Annotated in this window: 24 protein-coding genes and 1 pseudogene; 12 read left to right on the top strand and 13 right to left on the bottom strand. The window is 70.9% G+C overall.

Annotated features, from left to right (window positions below):
- Positions 1 to 44 precede the first annotated feature (44 nt).
- Together gmk and ACQ860_RS07190 are read left to right on the top strand one after the other, a co-directional pair.
- Positions 45 to 668 carry a guanylate kinase gene (gene gmk, locus ACQ860_RS07195; protein WP_431302726.1) on the top strand — a complete coding sequence of 208 codons (624 nt, stop codon included), beginning with the start codon at positions 45 to 47 and terminating at the stop codon, positions 666 to 668.
- A complete protein-coding gene (locus tag ACQ860_RS07190; protein WP_431302725.1) occupies positions 665 to 1,597 on the top strand; it encodes an AEC family transporter in 933 nt (310 codons plus the stop codon). The genes gmk and ACQ860_RS07190 overlap by 4 nt, the downstream gene beginning before the upstream one ends.
- Here ACQ860_RS07190 and ACQ860_RS07185 read toward each other — a convergent pair.
- The 8 genes from ACQ860_RS07185 to ACQ860_RS07150 all read right to left on the bottom strand — a co-directional run bounded on the left by ACQ860_RS07185 (position 1,560) and on the right by ACQ860_RS07150 (position 11,224).
- On the bottom strand, positions 1,560 to 3,185 hold the full coding sequence (locus tag ACQ860_RS07185; RefSeq protein WP_431302724.1) for a hypothetical protein: 1,626 nt from the start codon (positions 3,183 to 3,185) through the stop codon (positions 1,560 to 1,562). The genes ACQ860_RS07190 and ACQ860_RS07185 overlap by 38 nt on opposite strands.
- On the bottom strand, positions 3,182 to 3,856 hold the full coding sequence (locus ACQ860_RS07180; RefSeq protein WP_431302723.1) for a cysteine hydrolase family protein: 675 nt from the start codon (positions 3,854 to 3,856) through the stop codon (positions 3,182 to 3,184). The genes ACQ860_RS07185 and ACQ860_RS07180 overlap by 4 nt, the downstream gene beginning before the upstream one ends.
- 138 nt (positions 3,857 to 3,994) lie before the next feature.
- Positions 3,995 to 5,479, bottom strand: a complete 1,485-nt coding sequence (locus ACQ860_RS07175) for a Ppx/GppA family phosphatase (RefSeq protein WP_431302722.1) — start codon at positions 5,477 to 5,479, stop codon at positions 3,995 to 3,997.
- Between the two features lie 5 nt (positions 5,480 to 5,484).
- Complete coding sequence (locus tag ACQ860_RS07170) at positions 5,485 to 7,653, bottom strand: RNA degradosome polyphosphate kinase (protein WP_431302721.1); 2,169 nt, start codon at positions 7,651 to 7,653, stop codon at positions 5,485 to 5,487.
- Positions 7,654 to 7,662: 9 nt separating this feature from the next.
- Complete coding sequence (locus ACQ860_RS07165) at positions 7,663 to 8,370, bottom strand: chromosomal replication initiator DnaA (protein ID WP_431302720.1); 708 nt, start codon at positions 8,368 to 8,370, stop codon at positions 7,663 to 7,665.
- A 487-nt stretch (positions 8,371 to 8,857) separates the two neighbouring features.
- Positions 8,858 to 9,982 carry an AI-2E family transporter gene (locus ACQ860_RS07160; protein WP_431302719.1) on the bottom strand — a complete coding sequence of 375 codons (1,125 nt, stop codon included), beginning with the start codon at positions 9,980 to 9,982 and terminating at the stop codon, positions 8,858 to 8,860.
- On the bottom strand, positions 9,979 to 10,539 hold the full coding sequence (locus tag ACQ860_RS07155) for a CDP-alcohol phosphatidyltransferase family protein (RefSeq protein ID WP_431302718.1): 561 nt from the start codon (positions 10,537 to 10,539) through the stop codon (positions 9,979 to 9,981). The genes ACQ860_RS07160 and ACQ860_RS07155 overlap by 4 nt, the downstream gene beginning before the upstream one ends.
- 13 nt (positions 10,540 to 10,552) lie before the next feature.
- Complete coding sequence (locus ACQ860_RS07150) at positions 10,553 to 11,224, bottom strand: hypothetical protein (protein WP_431302717.1); 672 nt, start codon at positions 11,222 to 11,224, stop codon at positions 10,553 to 10,555.
- Positions 11,225 to 11,274: 50 nt separating this feature from the next.
- Here ACQ860_RS07150 and purM point away from each other — a divergent pair, with 50 nt between their 5' ends.
- From purM to ACQ860_RS07130, 4 genes are read left to right on the top strand one after another with little or no spacing between them, the layout of a single operon-like run.
- A complete protein-coding gene (purM, locus tag ACQ860_RS07145; RefSeq protein WP_431305733.1) occupies positions 11,275 to 12,354 on the top strand; it encodes a phosphoribosylformylglycinamidine cyclo-ligase in 1,080 nt (359 codons plus the stop codon).
- Between the two features lie 44 nt (positions 12,355 to 12,398).
- The gene (gene purN / locus ACQ860_RS07140) at positions 12,399 to 13,031 is read left to right on the top strand and encodes a phosphoribosylglycinamide formyltransferase (RefSeq protein ID WP_431305732.1); all 633 of its coding nucleotides are present in this window, start codon (positions 12,399 to 12,401) and stop codon (positions 13,029 to 13,031) included.
- Positions 13,032 to 13,043: 12 nt separating this feature from the next.
- On the top strand, positions 13,044 to 13,202 hold the full coding sequence (locus ACQ860_RS07135; protein WP_431302716.1) for an aa3-type cytochrome c oxidase subunit IV: 159 nt from the start codon (positions 13,044 to 13,046) through the stop codon (positions 13,200 to 13,202).
- 19 nt (positions 13,203 to 13,221) lie between these two features.
- On the top strand, positions 13,222 to 13,983 hold the full coding sequence (locus ACQ860_RS07130) for a potassium channel family protein (protein WP_431302715.1): 762 nt from the start codon (positions 13,222 to 13,224) through the stop codon (positions 13,981 to 13,983).
- Positions 13,984 to 14,035: 52 nt separating this feature from the next.
- Here ACQ860_RS07130 and ndk read toward each other — a convergent pair whose 3' ends face one another.
- A complete protein-coding gene (gene ndk, locus ACQ860_RS07125; protein ID WP_213612996.1) occupies positions 14,036 to 14,458 on the bottom strand; it encodes a nucleoside-diphosphate kinase in 423 nt (140 codons plus the stop codon).
- 139 nt (positions 14,459 to 14,597) lie between these two features.
- On the opposite strand from ndk, the gene ACQ860_RS07120 reads away from it, so the two are divergent.
- Complete coding sequence (locus ACQ860_RS07120; protein ID WP_431302714.1) at positions 14,598 to 16,466, top strand: ABC-F family ATP-binding cassette domain-containing protein; 1,869 nt, start codon at positions 14,598 to 14,600, stop codon at positions 16,464 to 16,466.
- Positions 16,463 to 16,903 carry a nucleoside deaminase gene (locus ACQ860_RS07115; protein WP_431302713.1) on the top strand — a complete coding sequence of 147 codons (441 nt, stop codon included), beginning with the start codon at positions 16,463 to 16,465 and terminating at the stop codon, positions 16,901 to 16,903. Before ACQ860_RS07120 ends, ACQ860_RS07115 begins: the two co-directional genes overlap by 4 nt.
- A 3-nt stretch (positions 16,904 to 16,906) precedes the next feature.
- Here ACQ860_RS07115 and ACQ860_RS07110 read toward each other — a convergent pair whose 3' ends face one another.
- From ACQ860_RS07110 to ACQ860_RS07095, 4 genes are read right to left on the bottom strand one after another with little or no spacing between them, the layout of a single operon-like run.
- Positions 16,907 to 17,815 (bottom strand): glucokinase, encoded by a 909-nt coding sequence (locus ACQ860_RS07110; RefSeq protein WP_431302712.1) that lies wholly within the window; start codon positions 17,813 to 17,815, stop codon positions 16,907 to 16,909.
- The gene (locus tag ACQ860_RS07105) at positions 17,812 to 18,669 is read right to left on the bottom strand and encodes an HpcH/HpaI aldolase/citrate lyase family protein (RefSeq protein WP_431302711.1); all 858 of its coding nucleotides are present in this window, start codon (positions 18,667 to 18,669) and stop codon (positions 17,812 to 17,814) included. Before ACQ860_RS07105 ends, ACQ860_RS07110 begins: the two co-directional genes overlap by 4 nt.
- Positions 18,666 to 19,343, bottom strand: coding sequence for a GntR family transcriptional regulator (locus ACQ860_RS07100; protein ID WP_431302710.1), 678 nt, complete (start codon positions 19,341 to 19,343; stop codon positions 18,666 to 18,668). The genes ACQ860_RS07105 and ACQ860_RS07100 overlap by 4 nt, the downstream gene beginning before the upstream one ends.
- Positions 19,344 to 20,555, bottom strand: a complete 1,212-nt coding sequence (locus ACQ860_RS07095) for a CaiB/BaiF CoA transferase family protein (RefSeq protein ID WP_431302709.1) — start codon at positions 20,553 to 20,555, stop codon at positions 19,344 to 19,346. It lies immediately after the preceding gene.
- Positions 20,556 to 20,648: 93 nt separating this feature from the next.
- On the opposite strand from ACQ860_RS07095, the gene ACQ860_RS07090 reads away from it, so the two are divergent.
- From ACQ860_RS07090 to ACQ860_RS07075, 4 genes and pseudogenes are all read left to right on the top strand, one after another.
- Positions 20,649 to 21,611: a Bug family tripartite tricarboxylate transporter substrate binding protein gene (locus ACQ860_RS07090; RefSeq protein WP_431302708.1), complete on the top strand. Its 963-nt coding sequence runs from the start codon at positions 20,649 to 20,651 to the stop codon at positions 21,609 to 21,611.
- A 70-nt stretch (positions 21,612 to 21,681) separates the two neighbouring features.
- The gene (locus ACQ860_RS07085; protein WP_431302707.1) at positions 21,682 to 22,863 is read left to right on the top strand and encodes a M20 family metallopeptidase; all 1,182 of its coding nucleotides are present in this window, start codon (positions 21,682 to 21,684) and stop codon (positions 22,861 to 22,863) included.
- Between the two features lie 76 nt (positions 22,864 to 22,939).
- Positions 22,940 to 23,110: pseudogene (locus ACQ860_RS07080) on the top strand (transposase); the annotation flags it as partial.
- Complete coding sequence (locus tag ACQ860_RS07075; RefSeq protein ID WP_431302837.1) at positions 23,089 to 23,691, top strand: IS5 family transposase; 603 nt, start codon at positions 23,089 to 23,091, stop codon at positions 23,689 to 23,691. The pseudogene ACQ860_RS07080 and the gene ACQ860_RS07075, both read left to right, overlap by 22 nt.
- Positions 23,692 to 23,723 lie beyond the last annotated feature (32 nt).

The raw sequence follows: 23,723 nt of genomic DNA, 5'->3' as shown, positions 1-23,723 counted from the left end.
CGTCCGATCGCGAAGCGGCGCGAAGCGTGAATCGGCCGGGCGAAATGCCACGCCGTGGAGTTTGCCTGGTGCTGGCGTCCGCGCCCGGCGGCGGCAAGACCAGCGTCTCGCGCGAATTGCTGAAGACCGAGCCGGAACTCTCGCTCTCCGTCAGCGCCACCACGCGCGCGCCGCGCCCGGGCGAGGAGGAGGGCGTGCACTACTTCTTCCGCACGCCCGAGCAATTCGCGGCCATGGTCGCGGCCGATGAGCTGCTGGAGCATGCCAGCTTCCTCGGCCGTTCCTACGGCACGCCGCGCGCGGCGGTGGAGGCCGCGCTGAGCGCGGGGCGGGATGTGCTCTTCGACATCGAATGGCAGGGGCACCGCCAGCTGCGCGCGAAGATGGCGCAGGATGTGGTGGGCATCTTCCTGCTGCCGCCCTCGATCGAGGAGTTGGAGCGCCGCCTGCGCGGCCGCAACCAGGACAGCGACGAGGAGATCGCGAAGCGCATGAAGGCCGCCCGCACCGAGCTCGCCCATTGGGACGAGTTCGACCATGTGCTGGTGAACGAGGATTTCTCGGCGACGGTCGCCGCCGTGCGCGCCATCCTGCATGCGGCGCGCACGCATCGCAGCCGCCAGCCCTGGCTGCCCGGGTTTGCCGCCACGCTGCTCGGCCCCGCGTGAGGGAGGCCTTCCTCGTCCTGATCGAGGTGGTGGCGCCGATCTTCGCCATCATCGCGGCGGGGTATTTCTGCGCGGCGCGCAACATCGTGGATGCGGCGGGCTTCAAGGGGCTGAACATCTTCGCCTTCTCGCTGGCGGCCCCCGCGCTGCTGTTTGCCAGCGGCACGGTGGGGCATCAGGGCGGGGGTGCCGCGGCACTCGCCTATTTCCTGGCGGCGGGGCTGCTTTATGCCGTGGTGCTCTGGGGGGCGCGGCGCGCGGGGATGGGGCTCGCCGCCGGCGGGATGCTGGCGCTCGATGTCAGCTACGGCAACACGGTGATGATGGGCATTCCGCTCATCCTCGCCGCCTTCGGCACGCCGGGGCTCTCCATCCTGCTGACCATCCTGGCGCTGCATTCCATGGTGCTGCTCGGCGCCGCGACCGTGGTGGCTGAGATCGGGCAGAATGAGCGTGCGGCGCCGTGGCGGCTGCTGAAGACCACGCTGCTGGGGGTGGCGCGCAATCCGGTGGTGATGGCGGTGATCCTCGCCATGCTCTGGAGCACGCTGCATCTGCCCGTGCCGGGGGCCGCGCGGCGCACGCTGGAATTGCTGGGCGCCGCCTCGCCGCCGGTCGCGCTCTTCTGCCTGGGCGGCAGCCTGCGCGGCTTCGATGCGCGGCATGCGTGGAAGCAGATGTCGGTGACGGTGTCGCTCAAGCTCGTGGCGCTGCCGCTGCTGGTCTGGGCCATCACGGCGGCGATGGGCCTTTCGGAACTGGAGATCGCGGTGGCTACGGTGACGGCCGCCCTGCCGACCGGCGCCAATGCCTTCCTGCTGGCGCGGCGCTATGCGGTGGGGACGGAGGCCTCGGGCGCCTCCGTCCTGGTCTCGACGCTGCTTTCGGTCCTCACGCTGACGGTGCTGCTGGCGGTGTTCCGGCCGTAGCCTCGGCCTTGGGCGCGGGCTTGAGCTTCGCCTTCGCCTTGCTGACGAGATCCTCCACCCAGGCCGGCGCCTGCCCCTCCTGCCGAGCGCAGGCCATGAGGAAGGCGGCGACCATCAGGTAGGCGAAGGCCAGCGCGGGCGTCACCGCGAAGCCCACCGCAGGCCCATGCATCAGGCCGAAGAAGGTCATCACCGCGCCGGCGGCGGCGAAGCCCGAGGCCTTCACATAGTCGCGCTCGATGATGAAGACGGCGATGGCGCCGAGCACGAGCCCGCCCAGGATCGCGCCCTCGCCCATCACGGCGAGGCCGGGATAGAGCACGCCCATGCCGATCAGCTTGTCCATGCCGACGGCGGCCGCATTGGTGCCGGCGGCCCCCAGCGCGCCATCGATCAGCGTCTTCGCCCAATGGGCGAGGTGTGGGGTGAGGGCCAGCACCACGGCCGGCGCGTGGCCCTTCGGCACCTCCTGGAAGGCCTGCGCGCCGATCAGCATGCCGATGTAGAGCAGGATGGGCGCGATCGCGACGACGGGCACCAGGGCCAGCAGCACGGAGGCGATGCCGAGCCAGGTGAAGACCAGCACGGCCACGCCGGTCGCGGCCGAATAGCCGATGCGCCCGCCCATGGATTTCCAGCCGGGGTGGCCGATGTAGACCGCGTTGATGAAGGGGTTGCCCATGCAGCACCCGATCAGGCTGACCACGCCATCGGCCGTCAGCACGCGCGTCGTGGGGTAGTGGTCGCCCGCGGCCTCCGCGCTCTCCACATTGTCCAGCGCCTCGACGAGGTCATAGATGCCGAAGGGAATGGCGGTGACCAGGATGAGGCCGATGAACTCGAACCCGCCGAAGACATGCCCGATCGCCGGGATGGGGATGTGCAGGCCCAATTGGCTGAAGGAGGCGCCGAGCGCGGTCAGCCCCACGCCGCCGAGGCCGAGGCCGATCGCGGCCGCGCCCCAGGCGATGATGAGGCCGAAGGCGATGGCGACGAGGCCCGCGGGGATGTTGCGCGGATAGCGGAAGCCGCCGAACCAGGCGACGAGGATCACCGCGAAGCAGATGAGGCCGAGGATCGGCGTCATGAACATCTCCAGCGCCGGGCGCATGGCGATGAAGGTGACGGAGACGCCCGCCAGCGTGCCCAGCAGCGCCGCGCGCGGCGTGATGCGGCGGATCCAGGGGGCGGCATGCGCGCCGAAGATCAGCACGAAGCTCTGGATGAAGACCCAGGTGAGTCCGGCCTCCCACCCCTTGATCGGATCGCCCGTCATCCGCGCGATGGGCATCATGATGACGAGGCAGACGACGAACATGTGCGGGACCGAGATGCCGGAAGGCAGCGCGCAGACATCCGAGCGCCCCGTCTCCTTCATCAGGCGCCAGCCGAGATAGGCATAGTAGCCGGTGGAGAGGAACATCATGAGGCCGGCGGCCGGCAGGATGCGGCCGAAGACGATCTCATCCGGCATGCCGACCACGAAGCGCAGCAGGCCCGTCAGCACCAGCAAATTCACCAGGATGTTGGTGCCGAAGCCGAAGAGGGCGTTCCAGTCGCCCGGCGTCCAGAGTTGCGTGCGCATCATGGCGTGGTCCTCAGGGCTGCGATGGCGGAATCCGATGTGGCGACCCAGCCGAAGATCCCGCCTTGGGCGTGGATCATCGCGAGCGCCGCTGCGTGGAATTCGGGGAAGTAGGAGGCGCAGGCATCGCCGATGACGGCGCAGCGGAAGCCGCGGTCATTGGCCTCGCGCACCGTCGTGCTGACGCAGACCTCGGTGGTCACACCCGCCACCAGCAGCGCCTCGATGCCGCGATGCCGGAGGATGGGTTCGAGGTCGGTCGCCCAGAAGGCGCCCTTGCCGGGCTTGTCGAGCACGATCTCGCCGGGGCGCGGCGCGAGTTCGGGGATGATGTCGTGGCCCGCCTCGCCGCGCACGAGGATCCGGCCCATGGGGCCGGGGTCGCCGATGCGCATCCCGGGCGGGCTGCGGGTGAGTTTCGCGGGCGGGCAATCCGTGAGGTCGGGGCGGTGGCCCTCGCGCGTGTGGATGACCAGCAGGCCGGCGGCGCGGCTCGCCGCCAGCATCGCGGCGCAGGGGGCGATGGCGGAATGCAGGCGCGTGACGTCATTGCCGAGTGCGGCGCCGAAGCCACCTGGCTCCAGGAAGTCGCGCTGCATGTCGATGAGGAGCGTGGCCGTGCGCGCGGGCTCGAAGGTGAAGGGGCCAGGCAGGGCCTCGAACCGACGCAGCATGCACAACCCTCCGGGTGTCGGAGGGAGTTAGCCCGGTGCGCGCGGCGCCCGATGCAATAAAATGCGCGCGAATGAGGCGAATCCGCCCGGATGCCGAGTGAAATCGCCCTGAATCACGGCGTCATGCCGCAAAATTGGTCAGGCGACTTCCAGCGATGGGTCCAGGCCGAGGGCCAGGGCCAGCACCTCCAGCCGGCGCAGCACGCTTTCGCCGGCGAAGACGCCCGCCCCCTGCTCCAGCCGCAGCACCAGCCGCCGGCCGCGGCGTTCGAGCTGCGTGGCATCGAGCAGGGAGGGCACGCCGCCCGAGAGCGTATAGGCGAGGCGCAGCGCGGCCCCCAGGATCTCCGCGCGGCGGACCGAGGCGGCGGAGAGCAGCAGCCGCGCGGGCGCGAGCCAGGGCGCCTGCGGATCGGCCTCGTAGCGGAGCGCGGCGACGAGGGCGAGGAAGGCGCGGGCGTGGTGATCCAGGCCCACGCCATGCAGGCGCAGCAGGCGGAAAAAGGCCTGTTCGGCGCGGTATTCGGGATGGTCCAGCGCGCCGCTGTCGCTGATCCAGCAGGCGGCGACGCGCAGCGCCGGTTCGGTGTCGCCCTCCTCGACCAGCGGCTCGGTCCAGCGCAGCACGGCGGGCGGCAGGCCCGAATCGCGGCCGAGGCGGAGGCCGATCTCCTGGGCGGCCGCCAGCAGCGGGTCGCGCGCGCGCTCGGCCGCGTGCAGGCGACGGCCATACCAGCCCTCACGCAGGCCGTTGGCCGAGAAGACGACGCGCGCCGCGCCGGAGCTGCGCAGCAGGCGGCGCATCACCACGGCGGCGAAGGGGAGGTCCCCCACGCGCTTGGTGGGGGCGGCGGGCATGCGCTCGAGCGATTTGCGCGGCGCGTTCATGACGACACCCGCGAGGTCGCGCGCCTCCTCACGCCGGATCGCATAGTGATGCACGATGGAGAGCGGATAGCCGGTCTGCGCGATATGGATGCGCGCGAGCGCCCGGAAGGTGCCGCCCACCAGGAACAGATCCTTCACCGGCGTCGCGCCCAGCCAGGGCACGCGCTTCAATTCGGCCTCGGCGATGCTGCGCGCGCGGGCGATGTCGCCCTCCGCGCGGTCGGCGAGGCGGATGGTGCCGAGCGGCAGCGACGCCGTCTCCATGATGCGCCCCTGCACGAGGCGCACGAGCTCCAGCGAACCGCCGCCCAGATCGCCCAGCACGCCATCGGCCTGGGGCACGCCGAGCAGCAGGCCCTCTGCCGAGAAGCGCGCCTCCTCATCGCCCGAGAGGATGGTGATGCGCGCACCCGGCATCACCTGCGCGAGGCCCGCCATGAATTCCGGGCCGTTCGTCGCATCCCGCACCGCGGCGGTGGCCAGCACCTCCACCGGATCGGCGCCCATGCCTTGCGCCAGCGCGTGGTAGCGGCCCAGCACGGTCAGCGTCTGCGCCGCGGCCTCCTCGTTCAGCCGGCCCGTGCTGTGCAGGCCGCGGCCCAGGCCGAGGACCGCCTTCTCGTTGAAGATCGCATGCGGGTTGCGCAGCAGCCCCTCATAGACGACGAGGCGCACCGAGTTGGAGCCGAGATCCACCACGCCGAAACGCGGCGGGTGCTGGGGCGAAGTCGCCATCACATTCAATCCTGATGCAGTCGGTCCGTCTTGGGGCGGCGCGCGGGCTGGCGGGGCTTGGGCGCGTGGAGCGCGCTGCCCCGGCCGGAGAGGGAGGGGTTGGTCATGAAATACTCATGCGCCGAGAACTGGCGCGGATCGGGGGTGCGGCGGCGCCAGCTGCCGTCCGGCTCCAGGTCCCAGCTCTGCGCCGCGTCGCGCAGGTTCACCACCATGATCTGGTCCAGCACCTGGGCATGCACGGTGGCATTCTCGACCGGCACCATGGTCTCCACGCGCCAGTCCATGTTGCGCGCCATCCAGTCGGCGGAGGAGATGAAGACGCGCGCGCGGCGGGACGGCAGGCGGTGGCCATTGCCGAAGCAGTAGATCCGGGAATGCTCCAGGAAGCGGCCCACGATGCTCTTCACGCGGATATTCTCGGAGAGGCCGGGCACGCCCGGGCGCAGGCAGCAGATGCCGCGCACCACGCATTCGACGCGCACCCCCGCCTGGCTCGCGCGGTAGAGCGCGTCGATCAGCTCGTTGTCCACCAGGCTGTTCATCTTGAGCCAGATGCCGCCCGGCTTGCCGCCCATGGCGAAGGCGATCTCCTGCTCGATGAGCCCCATCAGCGAGGGACGGATGGTGAGCGGCGCGAAGGCCAGGCGCTCCATCGCCTCGGGCCGGGCATAGCCGGTCATGTAGTTGAAGAGCTTCGAAGCATCGCGCGTCAGGATCGGGTCGGCCGTGAAGAAGCTGAGGTCGGTGTAGATGCGCGCGGTGATCGGGTGGTAGTTGCCCGTGCCGAAATGCGCGTAGCTGCGCAGCGTGGCCCCCTCGCGCCGGATGACGAGGCTGATCTTGGCGTGGGTCTTGAGCTCCACGAAGCCATAGACCACCTGCACGCCGGCCGCTTCCAGCTCGCGCGCGATGGAGATGTTGCGCTCCTCGTCGAAGCGGGCCTTCAGCTCCACCATGGCGGTGACGGATTTGCCGGCCTCCGCCGCCTCGATCAGGGCGCGGGCGATGGGGCTGTCGCGGCTCGTGCGGTAGAGCGTCTGCTTGATGCCGACCACATTCGGATCGCGCGCCGCCTGCCGCAGGAACTGCACCACCACGTCGAAGCTCTCATAGGGGTGGTGGACCACGATGTCCTTGGCGCGGATGGCGGCGAAGCAGTCGCCGCCGAAATCCAGGATGCGTTCGGGGAAGCGGGGCGTGTAGGGCGTAAACAGCAGGTCCGGCCGGTCATCCACGATCAGCGCCTTGAGGTCGGCCACACCCAGCAGCCCATCCACGGTGAAGACGGCCGCACGGTCGGCGTCCAGCTCCTCGGCGACGAAGTCGATCATGTCCGACGGCATGCGCGCATCCACGGCGAGGCGGATGGCGCGGCCACGGCGGCGGCGCTTGAGTGCGGTCTCGTAGCTGCGGACCAGGTCCTCAGCCTCTTCCTCGAACTCCACATCGGTGTCGCGGATCAGGCGGAACAGGCCGCGCTCGGCCGGGATGAAGCCCGGGAAGAGGTGGTGCAGGTTCAGCGCCACCACATCCTCCAGCACGAGGAAGCGGATGCCGCCATCGGCGCCGGCGGGCATGCGGATGAAGCGGTCCACCTGGGGCGGCAGGTTGATCAGCGCCCGCATGGTGCCGCCATCCTCCTCCCGCACCAGCTTCAGCACCATGCAGAGGGCGAGGTTGGAGATGAAGGGGAAGGGGTGTGCGGGGTCCACCGCGAGCGGCGTGATGAGCGGGAAGATGCGCTCGAGGAAGTAGTGCTCCAGCCAGGCGACATCCACGGGCTGCAGCTCATCGGCGTCGAGCACGGCGAAGCCCGCGGGGCGGAGCAGGTGGCGCAGCGTGCGCCAGGCCTCCTGCTGGCCCTCGATCAGCGTCGCACCGCGCGCCTGGATGGCGGCGAGCTGCTGGGTGGGCGTCAGGCCGTCTGGCGTCACCGCCTGCACGCCCTCGCGCTCCTGGCCCACCAGGCCGGCGACGCGGACGGAATAGAATTCGTCGAGATTGGAGCCGGAGATGGCGACGAAGCGCAGCCGCTCCAGCAGCGGGTGCTGGGGGTTCGCGGCCTCCTCCAGCACGCGGGTGTTGAAGTCCAGCCAGGAGAGCTCCCGGTTGAAGAAGCGGCCCGGATCGGTGAGCGGCTGGGGGATGGTCAGGGCTTCGGCGGTGGACATCCGGTGAGCCTATAGCAAGGCCGCGCCGGGGGGCACGGGTTCCGCGTCGGATGTCTCCGAACCGTCATCCATGAGCGGGGCGAGGACGGCGAGCGAGGCGGCGCGGGTGAGCCGCCGCCCGGCGGCCAGCGAGGCGCGGTCGAGCCGCGCCACGGCTTCCGCCATCACGGCGGCGCGGCGGGGCAGGCGGCGGCGGAGCGTGAGGCGCAGCACAGGGTCCAGCGTGATCTGGCGGTCGGCCAGGTGCTTGGCGAGCAGCGCGTCCAGCAGCGCATCCGTGGGCTCGTCCAGGAGGGCCACGGCGGTGGCGGCGAGGCGGGAGCGGAGGTCGGGCAGGGCCACGCGCCAGCGCGAGGGCGGGCGGGCGGCGGCCATGAGCAGGGGCAGCCGGGCCTCGGCGCAGGCGTTGATCAGGTGGAACAGGGCGGCTTCCTCGCCGGGGAGGTCGGCGTCGTCCAGGGCCACGCCGCGCTGCGGCGCCTCGGGCAGGCCGCGCAGATCCGGGCCGCGCAGCAGCGTCCAGCCCTCGGCCTGGGCGGTGGCGTGCAGCAGATGCGTCTTGCCGGTGCCGGGCGGGCCGGCGAGCAGCAGGCGGCCATCGGGCCAGCGATCCGGCGCGGAGAGCCAGCGCAGCGCCTCCTCATTGCTGGCATCGGGCACGAAATCGGCTGCGGCGTAGGAGGGGGCGGCCTCCATCGGGAGCGCGAGCTGCGTCATTTTTTGCCGCCCTCAGGCGCCGGGCGCCGGCTCCGCCGGCTGGGCTTCGCGCCGCCGCGGTTGCGCGGATGGGAGGCGCGGTCTGGGCGCGCCGGCCGCGTTGCGGCCGGATGAGCTTGTGTGTGTCCCTCAGGCGCCGGGCGCCGGCTCCGCCGGCTGGGCTTCGCGCCGCCGCGGTTGCGCGGATGGGAGGCGCGGTCTGGGCGCGCCGGCCGCGTTGCGGCCGGATGAGCTTGTGCGTGCCCCTCAGGCGCCGGTCGCCTGCTCCGCCGGCTGGGCTTCGCGCCGCCGAGGGCGCGTCGGTGGCGAACGCGGTTTGGGCGCGCCGGCCGCGTCGCGGCCGAATGAGCTTGTGCGTGCCCCTCAGGCGCCGGGCGCCGGCTCCGCCGGCTGGGCTTCGCGCCGCCGAGGGCGCGTCGGTGGCGAACGCGGTCTGGGCGCGCCGGCCGCGTTGCGGCCGGATTCTCCGAGGGCGTGGCGGGCTGCGTCACAATCCCGTCCTCGGCGGGTCGAGGTAGAGCGGGCTTTCCAGGTAGCGGCGCAGCCAGTGGCGGGCCAGCACGCCGATGGCCGCGGCGATCGGCACGGCCAGCAGCACGCCGAGGAAGCCGAAGGCGACGCCGCCGGCGAAGAGCGCGAAGATCACCCAGACGGCGTGCAGCTCCACGCGGTCCCCGATCAGGCGGGGATAGATGATGTAGGCCTCCAGCACCTGGCCCGTGACGAAGACCGCCATCACCAGCAGCACGCCGTTCCAGTCGCCCCATTGGCCGATGGCCAGCAGCACCGCCAGCGCGAAGCCGGTGAAGGAGCCGACATAGGGGATGAAGGAGAGGAAGCCTGAGATCAGCCCGATCATCAGCCCGAGCTCGAGGCCGATCAGCGATAGCGCGCTGGCATAGAAGACGCCCAGCGCCAGGCAGCAGAGCAATTGGCCGCGCAGCCAGGCGGAGAGCACGCGGTCCATGTCGCGCGCCAGTTGCCGCAGCGAGGCGGCGGAGCGGCGGGGCAGCCAGCTCTCCATCCGCGCCATGATGCCCGGCCAGTCGCGCAGCAGGTAGAAGCTGACGACGGGGGTGACGATGGCCAGCGTGAAGACGTTGAACAGCGCGAAGCCGCCGCCGATGAGCCGTGTCGCGGCGGTGCCGAGCCAGCTCACCATGGCGCCCGCCTGGCCGATGATGAGCTCGCGCAGGCGGGCATCCACCATCTCGGGGCCCGCGGCCTCTTCCAGCGAGAGCAGGAAGTCGCGCAGGCCGGCATTGATGGTGGCGACATAGCCGGGCAGCCGGGCCAGCAGGATGCCGATCTGCGCGATGATGAGCGGATAGAGCAGCAGCAGGGCCAGAAGGCAGAGCAGCAGCAGGAGGAAGACCAGCGCCATGGCGGCCACGCCGCGCGGCACGCCGATCCGCGCGAGGCGGGTGGCCAGCGGGTCGAGGAAATAGGCGATGCAGATGGCCAGCACGAAGGGCGTGAGGATCCCGGAGAAGAGCCAGAAGGCGGAGACCAGCGCCGCCAGCACGCCGAGGCTCAGCATGGCGCGCTGGCGACGCGTGGCGACCATCGGGCCGGGCCGGCCGCGGCCGGGGGCGGGGATGAGGTCGCTCATGCCGGCATGCGGCGCGCGGCCTGGATGACATAGGCGATGCCCGAGGCCGCCGTGCTGGCCGCGACCAGCCAGATCAGCAGCGTGATGGCCGTCTCCATCGGCACCGCGAAGCCATGGATGAAGAGGGCCAGCGCCGCGAGCGCGATCTGCAGCAGCGTGTTGAGCTTGGAGATCCAGAGCGGCCTGATGGGCGGGCGGTTGCCCACCATCCAGAGCAGCGTGACCCCGCCCACGATCACGAGATCGCGGAAGACGACGAGGATGGCGAGCCAGTCGGGCAGCACGCCGATGGCCGCCAGCGTCACATAGACGCTGACCAGCAGCGCCTTGTCCGCCACCGGGTCGAGCAGGGCGCCGATGGCCGAGCGCGCGTTGCGGACGCGGGCCAGCCAGCCATCCAGCGCATCCGAGATGCCGGCGGCGAGGAAGAGCAGGAAGGCATGGTCCAGCCGGTGCTGCAGGATGAGCCAGATGGTGCCCGGCACGGCGAAGAGCCGCGCGAGCGTGATCACGTTGGGCAGCGTCAGAAGGACCTGCGGTGGCGGGCTTTCGCTCATGCCGGGCGCGGGTTCAGCCGCCCGCCCCCAGCGCGACCTGCCAGTTGGCCCCATTGTTGGTGACGACGAGGCCGACACCGCTCATCGCCGTCGCGGCCTCGGCCGCCGGCTGGCGCAGGCCGAGGCGGAAGCGCGCCGCCTCCATGCTGAGCGAGATGATCTCCATGCTGGCCACGCTGCCCGAGGCGCGCAGGCGGCGGCGCAGCTCGAGCCATTCGGCGAGCGAGCTGTGCTGGCTGCTCGCCTCCATGAAGGATTGCGCGGCCATGGGGATGTTGAGCGCGAGGCCGCCGCCCGCGGGCGGCGTGAAGCTGCGCCCGGTGGTGGAGGCGACGAGCCCTGGGTTGAACTGCACGGTGAGCCGCCCGGAATAGCGGGTGGGCGTGGTGCGCTCCTCTTCCACGATGAGGGCCGCGACCATGTTCTCGAGCTGCGAGTCGGGCGGGGTGGGGCCGCCGGCCGCCCCGGTCTGCTCCAGCAGGCGTTGCCAGGCGATGCGGCGGGCGCTGGCATGGGCGCGGTCCCGCGCCAGGACGGCATTCTCGGCCGTGGCCTCGGCGGGGACGCCGCGCTGGACCAGGGGGTTGTCCTGGGCCAGGGCAGGCGTGAAGGCCGGGGCCGCGCAAAACAGGGCCAGGACGAGGGCCGCCCAAAGCTGTCGGATTGTCGCGGCGGCCCTGACCATCTATCCCATCCTCATCGCACCCTTTTTCGTGTAGCCCATCGGAGGCGACCCTGAACAGTTCCGAGAAGCCGGAGGCCCCCACGCAGGGCCTGACCTATGCCGCCGCCGGGGTGGATATCGAGGCCGGCGACGCGCTGGTGGAGCGCATCAAGCCGCTCGCCCGCAGCACCAACCGGGCCGGCAGCATGGGGGGCCTCGGCGGCTTCGGCGCGCTGTTCGACCTCAAGGCGGCGGGCTTCACCGACCCGGTGCTGATCTCCTCCACCGACGGCGTGGGCACGAAGCTGCGGCTCGCCATCGAGGCGGGCATCCATGGCAAGGTCGGCATCGACCTCGTCGCCATGTGCGTGAACGACCTGATCGTGCAGGGGGGCGAGCCGCTCTTCTTCCTGGACTATTTCGCGACCGGCAAGCTCGATGTGGCGCAGGCGGCCGAGGTGGTCTCGGGCATCGCCGAGGGCTGCCGGCAGGCGGGCTGCGCGCTGGTGGGCGGCGAGACGGCCGAGATGCCGGGCATGTATCACGGCGGCGATTATGACCTGGCCGGCTTCTCGGTGGGCGCGGCCGAGCGCGGCGCGCTGCTGCCGAAGCAGGTGGGGCCGGGCGATGTGCTGATCGGCCTCGGCTCCTCGGGCGTGCATTCCAACGGGTTTTCGCTGGTGCGGCGGGTGATCGCGGCCGCGGGGCTGGCGCTCACCGATGACGCGCCCTTCGCGCCGGGGATGAGCCTGGGCGAGGCGCTGCTGGCGCCGACGCGCATCTATGTGAAGCCGCTCCTCGCGCTGCACCGCGCGGGGCTGCTCAAGGCGGCGGCCCACATCACGGGCGGCGGCCTGCCGGGCAACCTGCCGCGCGTCCTGCCCGAGGGTGTGGGTGCGGAGGTCGTGGCCGGCTCCTGGCCGGTGCCGCCGGTGTTCTCCTGGCTGGCCAGGGCGGGCGGCGTGGCGGAGGCCGAGATGCTGCGCGTCTTCAATTGCGGGCTCGGCATGGTCTGCGTGGTGGCCGAGGCGGATGCGGAGACGGTGCTCTCGCACCTCACGGCCTCGGGCGAGGCGGCGTTCCGCGTGGGCCGGCTGGTCGCGGCGACGGGCGAGGCGGAAGTCACGATGCAAGGCTCGCTCGGGCTGTGAGCCGGCCGCGCGTCGCCATCCTCATCTCCGGCCGGGGCTCCAACATGGTGGCCCTGCTGGAGGCGGCGGCGCATCCCGACTATCCGGCGGACATCGCCCTCGTCATCTCCAACCGGGCCGATGCGGGCGGGCTGGATCGTGCGCGGGACATGGGCGCACCCGCGCTGGTGGTGCCGAGCCGGGGCCGCACGCGCGAGGATTTCGAGGCGGAACTCTCCGCCGTGCTGGCGCGGGAGGGGATCGAGATCCTGGCGCTGGCGGGCTTCATGCGCGTGCTGACCCCGGGCTTTGTCGCCGCGTGGGAGGGGCGGATGATCAACATCCACCCTTCGCTGCTGCCGAGCTTCCCGGGCCTCGACACCCATGCGCGCGCGCTGGCGGGCGGCGTCAGGCTGCATGGCTGCACGGTGCATCTGGTCAGTGCCGGCGTGGATGAGGGGCCGATCCTGGCGCAGGCCGCCGTGCCCGTGCAGATGCACGACACGGAGGAGAGCCTGGCCGCGCGCGTGCTGGAGCAGGAGCACCGGCTTTATCCGGCCGCCCTCGCCTGGCTCGCGGCGGGGCGCGTTCGGGTGAGGGACGGCCGCGCGTATGTGGCGGCGGCCGATGCGCGCGGGCGCCTGGTGAACCCCTTGCCGGCCGGCGCGGCAGTTTCTACACAAGCGCCACGAGACTGAGGAACGGGAAGCATGGCCGAACAGCCGATGAGCATCGAGATGGTCGAAGTGAAGGCCGAAGACATCATGGGCGAGCGCCGAGCGATGTATGACGGCTTCATGACCGCGTCCAAATGGGGCATCGGCGCCACGGTCGTCCTGCTGGTGGCCCTCTACCTCTTCTTCGGCTGAGGGTTTCGCGGGGCGCGCGATGAGGCGGGTGCTGCCGCGCGGCGAGAACGCGCTGCACCCGCTGCTGCTGGCGCTGGTCCTGCTGATCCTGGTGGTCCAGCCGCTGGTCGAGCTGGACTTGCTCCCCGGGTTTTCCATGGCCATCGGGCTGCAGGTCGTGATCCTCGCCGGCCTGTTCTGCCTCGATTCGGCGGCCCATCGCGGCCGGCACCTCATCATCGCCGCGCTGTTGAGCGGGGCCGGGCTGCAGGGGCTGGCGCTTGGTCCGGCCGGCGGGCAGCCCGGCCTGATCGCTGCCGCGGCGGCGGGACTGGCGCTGGGCGTGCTGATGGCGGCGATCCTCATGCAGGTCGTCGGGGCCGGGCGCATCACCATCCGCCGGATCGAGGGGGCGATCGCCGGCTATCTTCTGCTCGGCCTCATCTTCGCCTGCCTCTATGACCTGGTGCACGGGCTCGTCCCGGACGCCTTCCTCCATCACGGCGCCCCGAGCGAGGCGGGCGGGCGGGTCGCGAGCTACCTGTTCTTCAGCTTCGTCACCCTCACCACGACCGGCTATGGCGACATCGTGCCGGTGCATCCCGCCGCGCGCTCGCTGGCCATCCTGGAGGCGCTGATCGGCCAGCTCTACCTCGCCATCCTGCTGGCGCGGCTGGTCTCGCTCGAGATGGCGCATCGCCGGGACGGCGTGGAGGTAAATCGCCGGGACGGGGTGGACACTCATCGCCGGGACGGCGTGGAAGCAGATCGCCGGGACGGCGGGGAGCCAGGGCCCAAATGAAAACGGCCGGGCCTTGCGGCCCGGCCGTTCATCGGCGCGGCGTGGCGGCTGTTCAGCCGACCAGTTCGCAACCCGCGAAGAAATAGGCGATCTCGATCGCGGCATTCTCCAGGCTGTCGCTGCCATGGACGCTGTTCGCCTCGATGCTCTCGGCGAACATCTTGCGGATGGTGCCCTCGGCGGCGTTGGCGGGGTTGGTGGCGCCCATCAGGTCACGGTGGGCCTGCACGGCGTTCTCGCCTTCCAGCACCTGCACCACCACGGGGCCCGAGACCATGAAGTCCACCAGGTCATTGTAGAAGGGGCGGGCGGCATGGACTTCGTAGAACTTCTTGGCGTGCTGGCGGCTCATCCAGATGCGCTTCTGCGCGATGATGCGCAGGCCGGCCTTCTCATAGACGGCATTGATGGCGCCGGTCAGGTTGCGGCGCGTGGCGTCGGGCTTGATGATGCTGAAGGTGCGTTCGATGGCCATGAAGGGCGTCCCTTGACGTGATGTGGGGCGCAATTGCCCAAGCCCGGGCGCGGACGCAAGCCCTGTCGGGCATCATTCGCGGGTCAGGGGCCGCATATCGGGCATGTCCCGGCGCCCGGATTCTGGCTAAACCGCCGCCATGACCGTCCTCACCATCCAAGACCTGACCATCCGCATGGCCGGCCGCCCGCTGATGGAGGGCGCCTCCCTGCAAGTGGATACGGGCCGCAAGATCGGCCTGGTGGGGCGCAACGGCGCGGGGAAATCCACGCTGATCAAGGCCATCCTGGGCGAGATCCAGCCCGATGGCGGCGATATCCGCATCGCGCAGCGCGCCCGGATGGGCCATGTGGCGCAGGAGACGCCGGCGGGCGAGACGCCCCTGCTCGACATCGTGCTGGAGGCGGATACCGAGCGCGCCGCCCTGCTGGCCGAACTGGACAACCACCCTGAGCCGGTGCGCGCGGGCGAGATCCATGAGCGGCTGCTGGCGATCCAGGCCGATGCGGCGCCGGCGCGGGCGGCCACCATCCTGGCGGGCCTCGGCTTCGATGCCGAGGCGCAGCAGCGGCCGAGCTCCGAATTCTCGGGCGGCTGGCGGATGCGCGTCTCGCTCGCGCGGGCCTTGTTCCTGGAGCCGGATCTGCTGCTGCTGGACGAGCCGACCAACCACCTCGACCTCGAAGCCGCGATGTGGCTGGAGGGGTGGATCCAGCGCTTCTCGGGGGCGGCCATCATCATCAGCCATGACCGGGGGCTGCTCGAGCGCTGCGTGGATTCCATCGCGCATCTGGATCGGCAGAAGATCACGCTCTACCCGGGGAATTTCGACAATTTCGTGCGGGTGCGGACCGAGCGCGCGGCGCAGGTGGTGGCGCAGAATGCGCGGATCGCCGCGCAGCGGGCGCATATGCAGGCCTTTGTGGACCGCTTCCGCGCCAAGGCCACCAAGGCGCGCCAGGCGCAGTCCCGCCTCAAGGCGCTGGAGCGGCTGCCGGCCCTCGAGAGCGTGATCGAGGATGTGGCGACGCGCTTCGAATTCCCGCAGCCCGACCAATTGCCGCCGCCCATCCTGACCGTCAGCCGTGGCCGCGCGGGCTATGGCAATCATGTCGTGCTGCGCGACCTCGACATCCGGATCGACCAGGAGGACCGGATCGCGCTCTTGGGCGCGAACGGCAATGGCAAGTCCACGCTGGCGAAGGTGCTGGCGGGGCGGCTCGCGCCGCTTTCGGGCGAGGTGCATCGGGACCGGCGGATGCGCGTGGGCTATTTCGCGCAGCACCAGGAGGATGACCTTGACCTGGAGGGCACGCCGCTCAGCCATATGATGGACGCGCTGCCGCGCGCGACGGCGGGGCAATGCCGCTCGCAGCTCGCGCGGTTCGGGCTGGATGCCGAGCGGGCGGAGACGCCGGTGAAGGGGCTTTCGGGCGGCGAGAAGGCGCGGCTGCTGATGGCGCTGACGACGCGGGATGCGCCGCATATGCTGATCCTCGACGAGCCGACCAACCACCTCGACATTGATGCGCGCGAGGCGCTGGTGAAGGCGCTCGCCGATTACGAGGGCGCGGTGGTGCTGATCAGCCACGATCCGCATCTGGTGGAGCTGGTGGCCGACCGCCTCTGGCTGGTGGGGGGCGGGAAGGTGACGCCCTTCGATGGCGACCTGGATGATTATCGCGCGCAGCTGGGTGGGCGCACGGCCGCCGCCGCGCGGCGCGAGGAGCGCAAGGATGACCGCAAGCAGGGGCGCGTCGCGGGCGTGGAGGCGCGGGCCGCCCATGCGCCGCTGCGGGCGCGGCTGAAGGGCATCGAGGTCACGCTGGAGAAGTTGAACGACGAGGCGAAGGTCATCGAGACCGCCCTGGCCGACCCCCGCCTCTATGAGCGCAACAAGACCGACCTGATCGCCCGCGCCACGGCCCGCCGCGCCGCCATCGCCAAGGAAGTCGAGCGGCTGGAGCTGGAGTGGCTGGAGATCACCGAGAAGCTGGAGGCGGCGTGAGCACGGACCATTCCTTCCTCTGCGAGGCGATCACCGAGGCGGAGCAGGGCTTCGCCGAGGGCGGCGTGCCGATCGGCGCGGTGCTGGTCGAGGGCGGGCGCGTGGTGGCGCGCGGCCATAACCGCCGCGTCCAGCAGGGCGACCCGATCGCGCATGGCGAGATGGACTGCCTGCGCCAGGCCGGGCGGCGTGCCAGCTATCGCGGCACCACGCTCTACACCACGCTCAGCCCCTGCATGATGTGCGCGGGGACCATCGTGCAGTTCAAGATCCCGCGCGTGGTGGTGGGCGAGAACCGGAGCTTCGGCGGCAACGAGGATTTTCTTCGCGCACGCGGTGTCGAGGTTGTGGTGCTGGATGATCCGCGCTGCCTGGAGCTGATGCGGCGCTTCCAGGCCGAGAAGCCGGAAGTCTGGGCCGAGGATATCGCCGAGTAGGTCTCAGCGCGCGAGTTGCGCGAGGCCCAGCAGGCCGGGCTGTGGATGCGTGATGCGCCGCACCGGCACGCGCGCGAGCCAGGCGCGCATGCGCGGCCGGTCCTGGAAGCGGGCCAGGAAGGCCGCGCGGTCGGTCGGTGCGCGGGCGACGCCGCCGGCGAGATAGACGCCGCCGCGGGCGCCGAGCAGCAGCGCCACATCGCCGCAGAAGCCGGCGAGGCCGCGCCAGAAGACGGCCAGCGCCTCGCGCGCCACGGGGCAGCCGGCCTCGGCGGCGGCGCTGATTTCCGGGCCATCGCGGACCGGGACCGCGATGCCGCGCAACTCGGCGATTCCCGCATGCAGCGTGGCGAGGCCGAGGCCGGACAGAAGATCCTCGGCGCAGACGGCGCCCTGGCGCGCGGTGAGCCAGGCGAGGAGGGCGGCCTCGGTCGCATCACGCGGCGCGAAGCCCATATGGCCCGCCTCGGTGGCGAGCGCGCCATGGCCGGGGAGGAAGCCGGCGACGCCGAGGCCGGTGCCGGGGGCGATGATGGCCTGGGGCGCGCCGGGCACGGGCGTGCCGTCCTGCCAGGTCTCGACGTCGTCCCGGGTGAGGGCGGGGAGCGCCCAGGCCATCGCCTCCAGGTCGTTCACCAGTGTCACGGAAGCGAGGCTCAGCGCGGCGGCCAGAGCGGGCGCGTCGAAGGCCCAGTCGCCATTGGTGAGGCGCGCGCGCTCGCCCTCGATGGGGCCGGCGATGGCGAGGATCGCGGCGCGTGCGGGGCCGAGTTCGGGCAGCGCCGCGTTGATCGCGGCGAGCGGTGTCGCGTGCTCCGCCACGCGCTGCGCCACCACCCTGCCGAAGCTCCCGCCCCGGGCCAGCGCGAAACGGGCCTGGGTGCCGCCGATATCGCCGATCAGCGTGGTCAAATCGCGGCCGCTTCCTCGCTGAGCGCGATGATGCGCTCCATGCGCGGCACGAGGTCCATGGCGATGAACTCCCCATCCACCAGCGCCACCGCCTCGCCGCGCGCCGCCGCCTCGCGATAGGCGGCGACGAAGCGGCGGGCCTTTTCCACCTCCGCCGCATCGGGCGTGAAGGCGGCGTTGATCGGCGCGATCTGGTCGGGATGGAACACCACCTTGCCGCTGAACCCAAGCTCCTTCGCGGCCAGCGCATCGGCATGCGTGCCCTCGATGTCGCGCAGGCCGAGCAGATAGGGCGCATCGATCGCCTGGATGCCGACGGCGCCGCAGGCGGCGGCGATGGTGGCGCGCGGGAATTCCAGCGCGCGGGCGGTGAGCGCGCCGCCGGTCTGCAGCGTGTAGTCGCCGGGCCCGAAGAACATGCCGACGAGGTTGGGCGAGGCATCGGCGATGGCGAGCGCGTTCAGCACGCCGCGCGGGGTTTCCAGCGTGGCGATGATGCCGATCTCGCGCCCGGCCAAGGCGGCGTCGAGCTGCTGGAGCTGCGCAGCGCTCTCCACCTTGGGCACCAGAAGCGCGTCCAGGTGACCGAGCGGCAGGGCGGCGAGGTCGCGCGCGAAATCCTCGGTGCCGATGCCGTTGATGCGGACCGCGCGCTCGCGCCGGCCGAAATTCACCTCGCGCAGCACGGCGGCGATGGTGGCGCGGGCTTCTTTCTTGCGGCTGGGAGGGACGCCGTCCTCCAGGTCGAAGGCGAGGCTGTCGGCCTGGAGCGTCGCGGCCTTTTCCAGCCGCTCGCGGCGGTGGCCCGGGGTGATCATCATGGAGCGGCGCAGGCGCCAGGGTTTCGCGGTCATGCGGGGATTCCAGCGGGTGGGGTGAGGCCGAGGCGGCGGAAGCCGCTGTCCAGGATGACGCGGCGAAACTCGGCTTCCGCGCGGTCGGGGTCGCGCGCGCGCAGCGCGGCGAGGAGATGGTCGTGGTTCAGCAGCACGCCTTCGCCGCCGCCCTCGAAATCCGGGTGGCGGTGGAGGAAGAGGCGCACGCGATGCGACATGGAGAGCCAGGCGCGGAGCAGGAACTCATTGCCCGATTCCCGGCAGACCAGCTCGTGAAAATGCCAGTCGGCGTCGCGCCATTCGGCGACGCGGCCGGCGCGGGCGGCCTTGAGGATGCGCGCATGCTGCGCCTCCAGCGCCTTGAGCTGCGCGGGTGTGGCGCGCGCGGCGAGCAGGCGCGCGGCCATGCCCTCCAGCGTCGCGCGCATCACCACCATCTGCGCCGCCTGCCCGGGGGAAAGGTTCGCCACGCGGGGCGAGCGGCCGGGCTCTCGCTCGACCAGCCCTTCGCCCTCCAGCGCCTTCAGCGCCTCACGCAGCGGCCCGCGGCTGACGCCGAAGCGGGCGGCGAGGCTCGCCTCGATGATCCGCTCGCCCGGCGCCAATTCGCCCGCGCGCATCGCCTCCACCATGCGCGCGGCCAGCGTCTCCGCGAGGGAGGCGCGGGGCGGCAAGGTGGAGGCGTCGAGCACTCAGATGACCTGGAGCTTGGTCAGCCGCTCGATCTCGGCTTCGTCCAGCTTCAGCCAATCCTTGTAGACCTCGTCATTGTGCTCGCCCATGGAGGGGCCAAGCCACTTCACCTTGCCCGGTGTGTCCGTCAGGCGTGGCACGAGGTTGGGGATGGCGAGCTCGCCCACGCGCGGGTCCTGCATGCGCAGGATATTGCCGCGATGGGCGTATTGCGGGTCCTGGAAGATCTCATCCACCGAATAGACCGGGCCGCAGGGCACCTGCTCGCGCTCGCAGATCGCCATGAGTTCGTCGCGCGTGTACTGGCTGGTCCAGTTGCCGACATATTCATCCACCTCGGCGCGCGCGGCCTCGCGCTGCTTGATCTTGCCCCACTTGCCGTCATTGGCCCATTCGGGAACGCCCATGGCGTCGGCGAGGCGCGCGAAGATCTTGTCGGAGGTGCAGGCGATGGCGATCCAGCGCTTGTCCTTCGTGGGGTAATGGCTGTGCGGGACGACGTTGACGGTGCCCGGACCCATCCGCTCGCGGACATAGCCGTTGAGCTGGAAGGAGGGGGCGAGCTCATCCAGGATGCGGAAGATCGGCTCGTAGAGGCCGATATCCACCACCTGGCCGCGGCCCGTCTTCTCGCGCGCCTGGATCGCCAGCAGGGCGCCCAGCGCGCCATAGAGGCCGGCGAGATAGTCGGGGATGGTGGCGGAGCCGGGTGTGACCGGCGGGCGGTCCGGGTAGCCCGCGAGGTAGGAGAGGCCGCCGAAGGCATTGCCGATGCGGCCGAAGCCGGGGCGGCCGCTATAGGGGCCGGTCTGCCCGTAGCCGGAGATGCGGACCATGATGAGGCGGGGGTTCACCTCGCGCAGCACATCCCAGCCCAGGCCCCATTTTTCCAGCGTGCCGGGCTGGAAGTTCTCCACGAGGATGTCGGCCTCGGCGACCATGCGCTTGAGCAGGGCCGCGCCATCCGGCTTGCGGAGATCGAGGGTCGCGGAGCGCTTGTTGCGGCATTCGGAGAGCCAGGGGAGCGTCTCGCCGCATTCCGTCACCGTGCCGAATTTCCGCAGCGGGTCGCCCACGATGGGGAGTTCCAGCTTGATGACGTCGGCGCCGAATTCGGCGAGCTGCGTGGAGCAGAAGGGGCCGGCCAGGAAGCTGGAGACGTCAATGACGCGAATGCCGTCGAGCGGCAGGACCTTGGGCGTTTCGGACATGGTTTCCTCGGTTGGATTCTGTTGACAGTTTGCACTGGCCAAATTTGTCCGGTCAAGCCAGGATGGGGAAAACAAACTTCGGAGGACACGCTCATGACCCGGATCACCCGCCGCACCGCGCTGCTCGGCGCGCTGGCCACGCCCGCGCTGGCGCAAGCCTCCAACTGGCCGCAGCGGCCGGTGCGGATCATCGTCCCCTATGCGGCGGGCGGCGGCACGGACCTCACCACGCGCGCGGTGATGGAGGCGGTGGGGCAGCGGCTCAACCGGCCCGTCATCATCGAGAACCGGCCGGGGGCGGATGGCGCCATCGGCAGCGAGGTGGTGGCGCGCAGCGCGCCGGATGGCCACACGCTGACGGGGATCAACCCCACGCATCTGCTGCTGCGCCACACGGCGGCGAGCCTGCCCTATGACCCCACGGCCGATTTCACGCCGATCGCCGTCTTCGCGCTCTATTCCTTCGTGCTGCTGGCCGCCGCCGATGCGCCCTTCCGCGACGTGCCGGGGCTGATCGCCGCCGCCCGCGCGCAGCCCGGCGCGATCGCGCATGGCACGGCGGATGTGGCCTCCGGCGTCGTCGCCGCGCAATTCGCCAAGGCGGCGGGGATCGAGCTGAACGAGATCCGCTACGCGGGCGGGGGTGCTTCGACGCGGGATTTGATGGGCGGGCATCTGCCCTTGGCCTGGGTGAGCACGGCGACGGCCATGCCGCTGATGCAGAGCGACCGCATCCGCATCATCGCCGTCACCTCGCCGCGCCCCTCGCCCTTCCTGCCGGGCGTGCCGAACTTCGCCTCGCTGGGCCTGGCGTCCGCCAGCTATGAGGGGTGGTTCGGCCTCTGGGGCCCGGCGCGGATGGCGCCCGATGTGGTGGCGCGCATCAATGCCGAGGCGAATGCGGCCGCCGCCACCGAGGCCGTGCAGGCGCGCTTCCGCACCCTGGCCGTGGAGCCCGGCGCGCTGGATGTGCCGGGCGTGCAGGCGCTGATGCGCGAGGATGCGGCGCGCTGGTCGCGCGCGGCGGAGGCGGGGCTGTTGCGACGCGCTTCGTGATCGCGGTCGGGTTGCCTCATGCCGCGCCGCATGCTGGCCTGGGTGAAACAACCGCCCAGGAGCGCCCCGCATGAGCACCGAAACCGAGATCACCAACTGGCTCGCCACCCAGCAGCAGGCGATGCTGGACTCGCTCCAGGCCATGGTGAACACCGATGGCGGCAGCTACGACAAGGCCGGCGTGGATGCGGTCGGCGCCATCGTGAAGGAATTCTGCGAAGGCCACGGCCTGACGGTCGAGACGGTGCGTGGCGAGAAGTTCGGCGACTGCATCCGCGCCATTCTGCCGCATGAGGGCACGGCGCGGGCGCGCGGCAACCACGCGCAGAACATCGTGCTGATGGGCCACCGGGACACCGTCTTCCCCAAGGGCGAGCCGGAGCGCCGGCCCTTCACCATCCGCGATGGCCGCGCCTATGGCCCGGGTGTCGCCGATATGAAGGCGGGCCTGGTGATGAACATGTTCGTCCTGGCCGCCTTCAAGAAATTCGGCGGCGCGCCGGGGCCGATGGTGGGCCTCTTCACGGGCGATGAGGAGATCGGCAGCCCCGAAGGGCGCGCGGTGATCGAGGAGGAGGCGCGCGGGGCGCGCGTGGTGTTCAATTCCGAGCCGGGGCGGCCTTCCGGCGGCGTCGTCACCGGGCGCAAGGGTGGCGTGTTTTCCATCTTCGAGATCGAGGGCAAGGCGGCGCATTCGGGCGGCAATTTCACCGCCGGCATCTCGGCCATCGGCGAGCTCGCGCACAAGGTCGTCGCCATCCATGCGCTGACCGACCTGGAGCGCGGCATCACGCTGAATGTCGGCCTCGTCTCGGGCGGGCAGAGCGTGAACACGGTCGCCCCCTCAGCCGTGGGGCAGATCGACCTGCGCTATGTGAACCCGGCGGATCGCGACGAGATCGTGGCCAAGCTGCATGAGATCGTGGCGACGAGCTATGTGCCCGGCACCAAGGCCAAGCTCACCATCAAGGGCGAATTCCTGCCGCTGACGCAGGATGCCGCGGCGGCGAAGCTGTTCGACCTCTACAAGGGTGCCGCGGCCGATGCGGGTCTCGATGTGAAGGGCGAGTTCTCCGGTGGCTGTGCCGATAGCGGCTTCACCGCGGCGCAGGGCGCGCCGACGATCTGCGCCGTCGGGCCGGTTGGCGGGCTGGCGCATAGCCCGGAGGAATATCTGGAGATCGCCTCGCTCGTGCCGCGCGCGCAGGCGGTGGCGCGGGCGGTGTTCCGGCTGGAGCAGGCGGGGCTTTAGGCTCCAAACCCAATCAGGTCTGGCTTCGACACGTTGCGATGTGATTCGCTGCCTTCGTTCAGGGGGGGCGACGCGGATGGCGCATGGGTTTTGGCTGACGGATCGGCAGTGGGAAGCGATCGCGCCGCTCCTGCCGCAGAACCAGCCCGGGGCACGTCGGGTGGACGACCGGCGTGTGCTCAGCGGGATCGTGCACATGCTCAAGCATGGCGGCCGCTGGCAGGATTGCCCTCGGATCTATGGCCCGCCCACCACGATCTACAATCGCTATCACCGCTGGTCGCAGCGCGGCATCTGGACGCAGATGTTGACCGCGCTGGTACAGGCGACGCCAGGTGGTCTGCAGTTGATCGACAGCACGACAGCCAAGGCACAGCGCGCGGCGGCGGGCGGAAAAGGGGGGCCGAGTTCCAGGCCATTGGCCGCTCCCGCGGCGGTCGCGGGACCAAGATCCACCTCGTAACCGATGGCACGGGCCGCGTTCTCACCTTCGTCGTGACGCCCGGCCAGATGGGCGACATGCGCCCCGCTCACGACCTACTCGCCCGCCTGCCCCCGTCAGCCAAGCTCCTGGCCGACGCGGCCTATGACAGCAACGGCCTGCGTGCGTTTCTCGCCGAGCGGGGCACCCTGCCGGTCATCCCGAACAACCCCACCCGCAGGCGGTTCCATCCCTTCGACAAGACTGCCTACCGAGCGCGAAACGCCATCGAGCGAACCTTTAGCCGGCTGAAGGACTGGCGCCGCATCCACACCAGATACAACAAGCTCGCCAACAACTTCGCCTCGGCCGTCGCCATCGCAGCCGCAATCATCTGCTGGTGCTGAATGAGTCTCGAGCCTAGAGCATGATGCGTTGA

Source organism: Sediminicoccus sp. BL-A-41-H5 (genome assembly GCF_050632405.1).
Lineage (GTDB): Bacteria > Pseudomonadota > Alphaproteobacteria > Acetobacterales > Acetobacteraceae > Roseococcus.
This window is presented reverse-complemented; position numbering and strand designations above follow the sequence as displayed.

Coding starts and splice junctions, on each gene's coding strand:
- ACQ860_RS07160 (WP_431302719.1), bottom strand. CDS start 9,982: ATGAGCGACCTCATCCCCGCCCCCGGCCGCGGCCGGCCCGGCCCGATG.
- ACQ860_RS07180 (WP_431302723.1), bottom strand. CDS start 3,856: ATGCTGCGTCGGTTCGAGGCCCTGCCTGGCCCCTTCACCTTCGAGCCC.
- ACQ860_RS07185 (WP_431302724.1), bottom strand. CDS start 3,185: ATGATGCGCACGCAACTCTGGACGCCGGGCGACTGGAACGCCCTCTTC.
- ACQ860_RS07135 (WP_431302716.1), top strand. CDS start 13,044: ATGGCCGAACAGCCGATGAGCATCGAGATGGTCGAAGTGAAGGCCGAA.
- ndk (WP_213612996.1), bottom strand. CDS start 14,458: ATGGCCATCGAACGCACCTTCAGCATCATCAAGCCCGACGCCACGCGC.
- ACQ860_RS07165 (WP_431302720.1), bottom strand. CDS start 8,370: ATGACGCAGCTCGCGCTCCCGATGGAGGCCGCCCCCTCCTACGCCGCA.
- ACQ860_RS07120 (WP_431302714.1), top strand. CDS start 14,598: ATGACCGTCCTCACCATCCAAGACCTGACCATCCGCATGGCCGGCCGC.
- ACQ860_RS07085 (WP_431302707.1), top strand. CDS start 21,682: ATGAGCACCGAAACCGAGATCACCAACTGGCTCGCCACCCAGCAGCAG.
- ACQ860_RS07105 (WP_431302711.1), bottom strand. CDS start 18,669: ATGACCGCGAAACCCTGGCGCCTGCGCCGCTCCATGATGATCACCCCG.
- ACQ860_RS07090 (WP_431302708.1), top strand. CDS start 20,649: ATGACCCGGATCACCCGCCGCACCGCGCTGCTCGGCGCGCTGGCCACG.
- purN (WP_431305732.1), top strand. CDS start 12,399: ATGGTGGCCCTGCTGGAGGCGGCGGCGCATCCCGACTATCCGGCGGAC.
- ACQ860_RS07155 (WP_431302718.1), bottom strand. CDS start 10,539: ATGAGCGAAAGCCCGCCACCGCAGGTCCTTCTGACGCTGCCCAACGTG.
- ACQ860_RS07170 (WP_431302721.1), bottom strand. CDS start 7,653: ATGTCCACCGCCGAAGCCCTGACCATCCCCCAGCCGCTCACCGATCCG.
- ACQ860_RS07175 (WP_431302722.1), bottom strand. CDS start 5,479: ATGGCGACTTCGCCCCAGCACCCGCCGCGTTTCGGCGTGGTGGATCTC.
- gmk (WP_431302726.1), top strand. CDS start 45: ATGCCACGCCGTGGAGTTTGCCTGGTGCTGGCGTCCGCGCCCGGCGGC.
- ACQ860_RS07130 (WP_431302715.1), top strand. CDS start 13,222: ATGAGGCGGGTGCTGCCGCGCGGCGAGAACGCGCTGCACCCGCTGCTG.
- ACQ860_RS07150 (WP_431302717.1), bottom strand. CDS start 11,224: ATGGTCAGGGCCGCCGCGACAATCCGACAGCTTTGGGCGGCCCTCGTC.
- ACQ860_RS07095 (WP_431302709.1), bottom strand. CDS start 20,555: ATGTCCGAAACGCCCAAGGTCCTGCCGCTCGACGGCATTCGCGTCATT.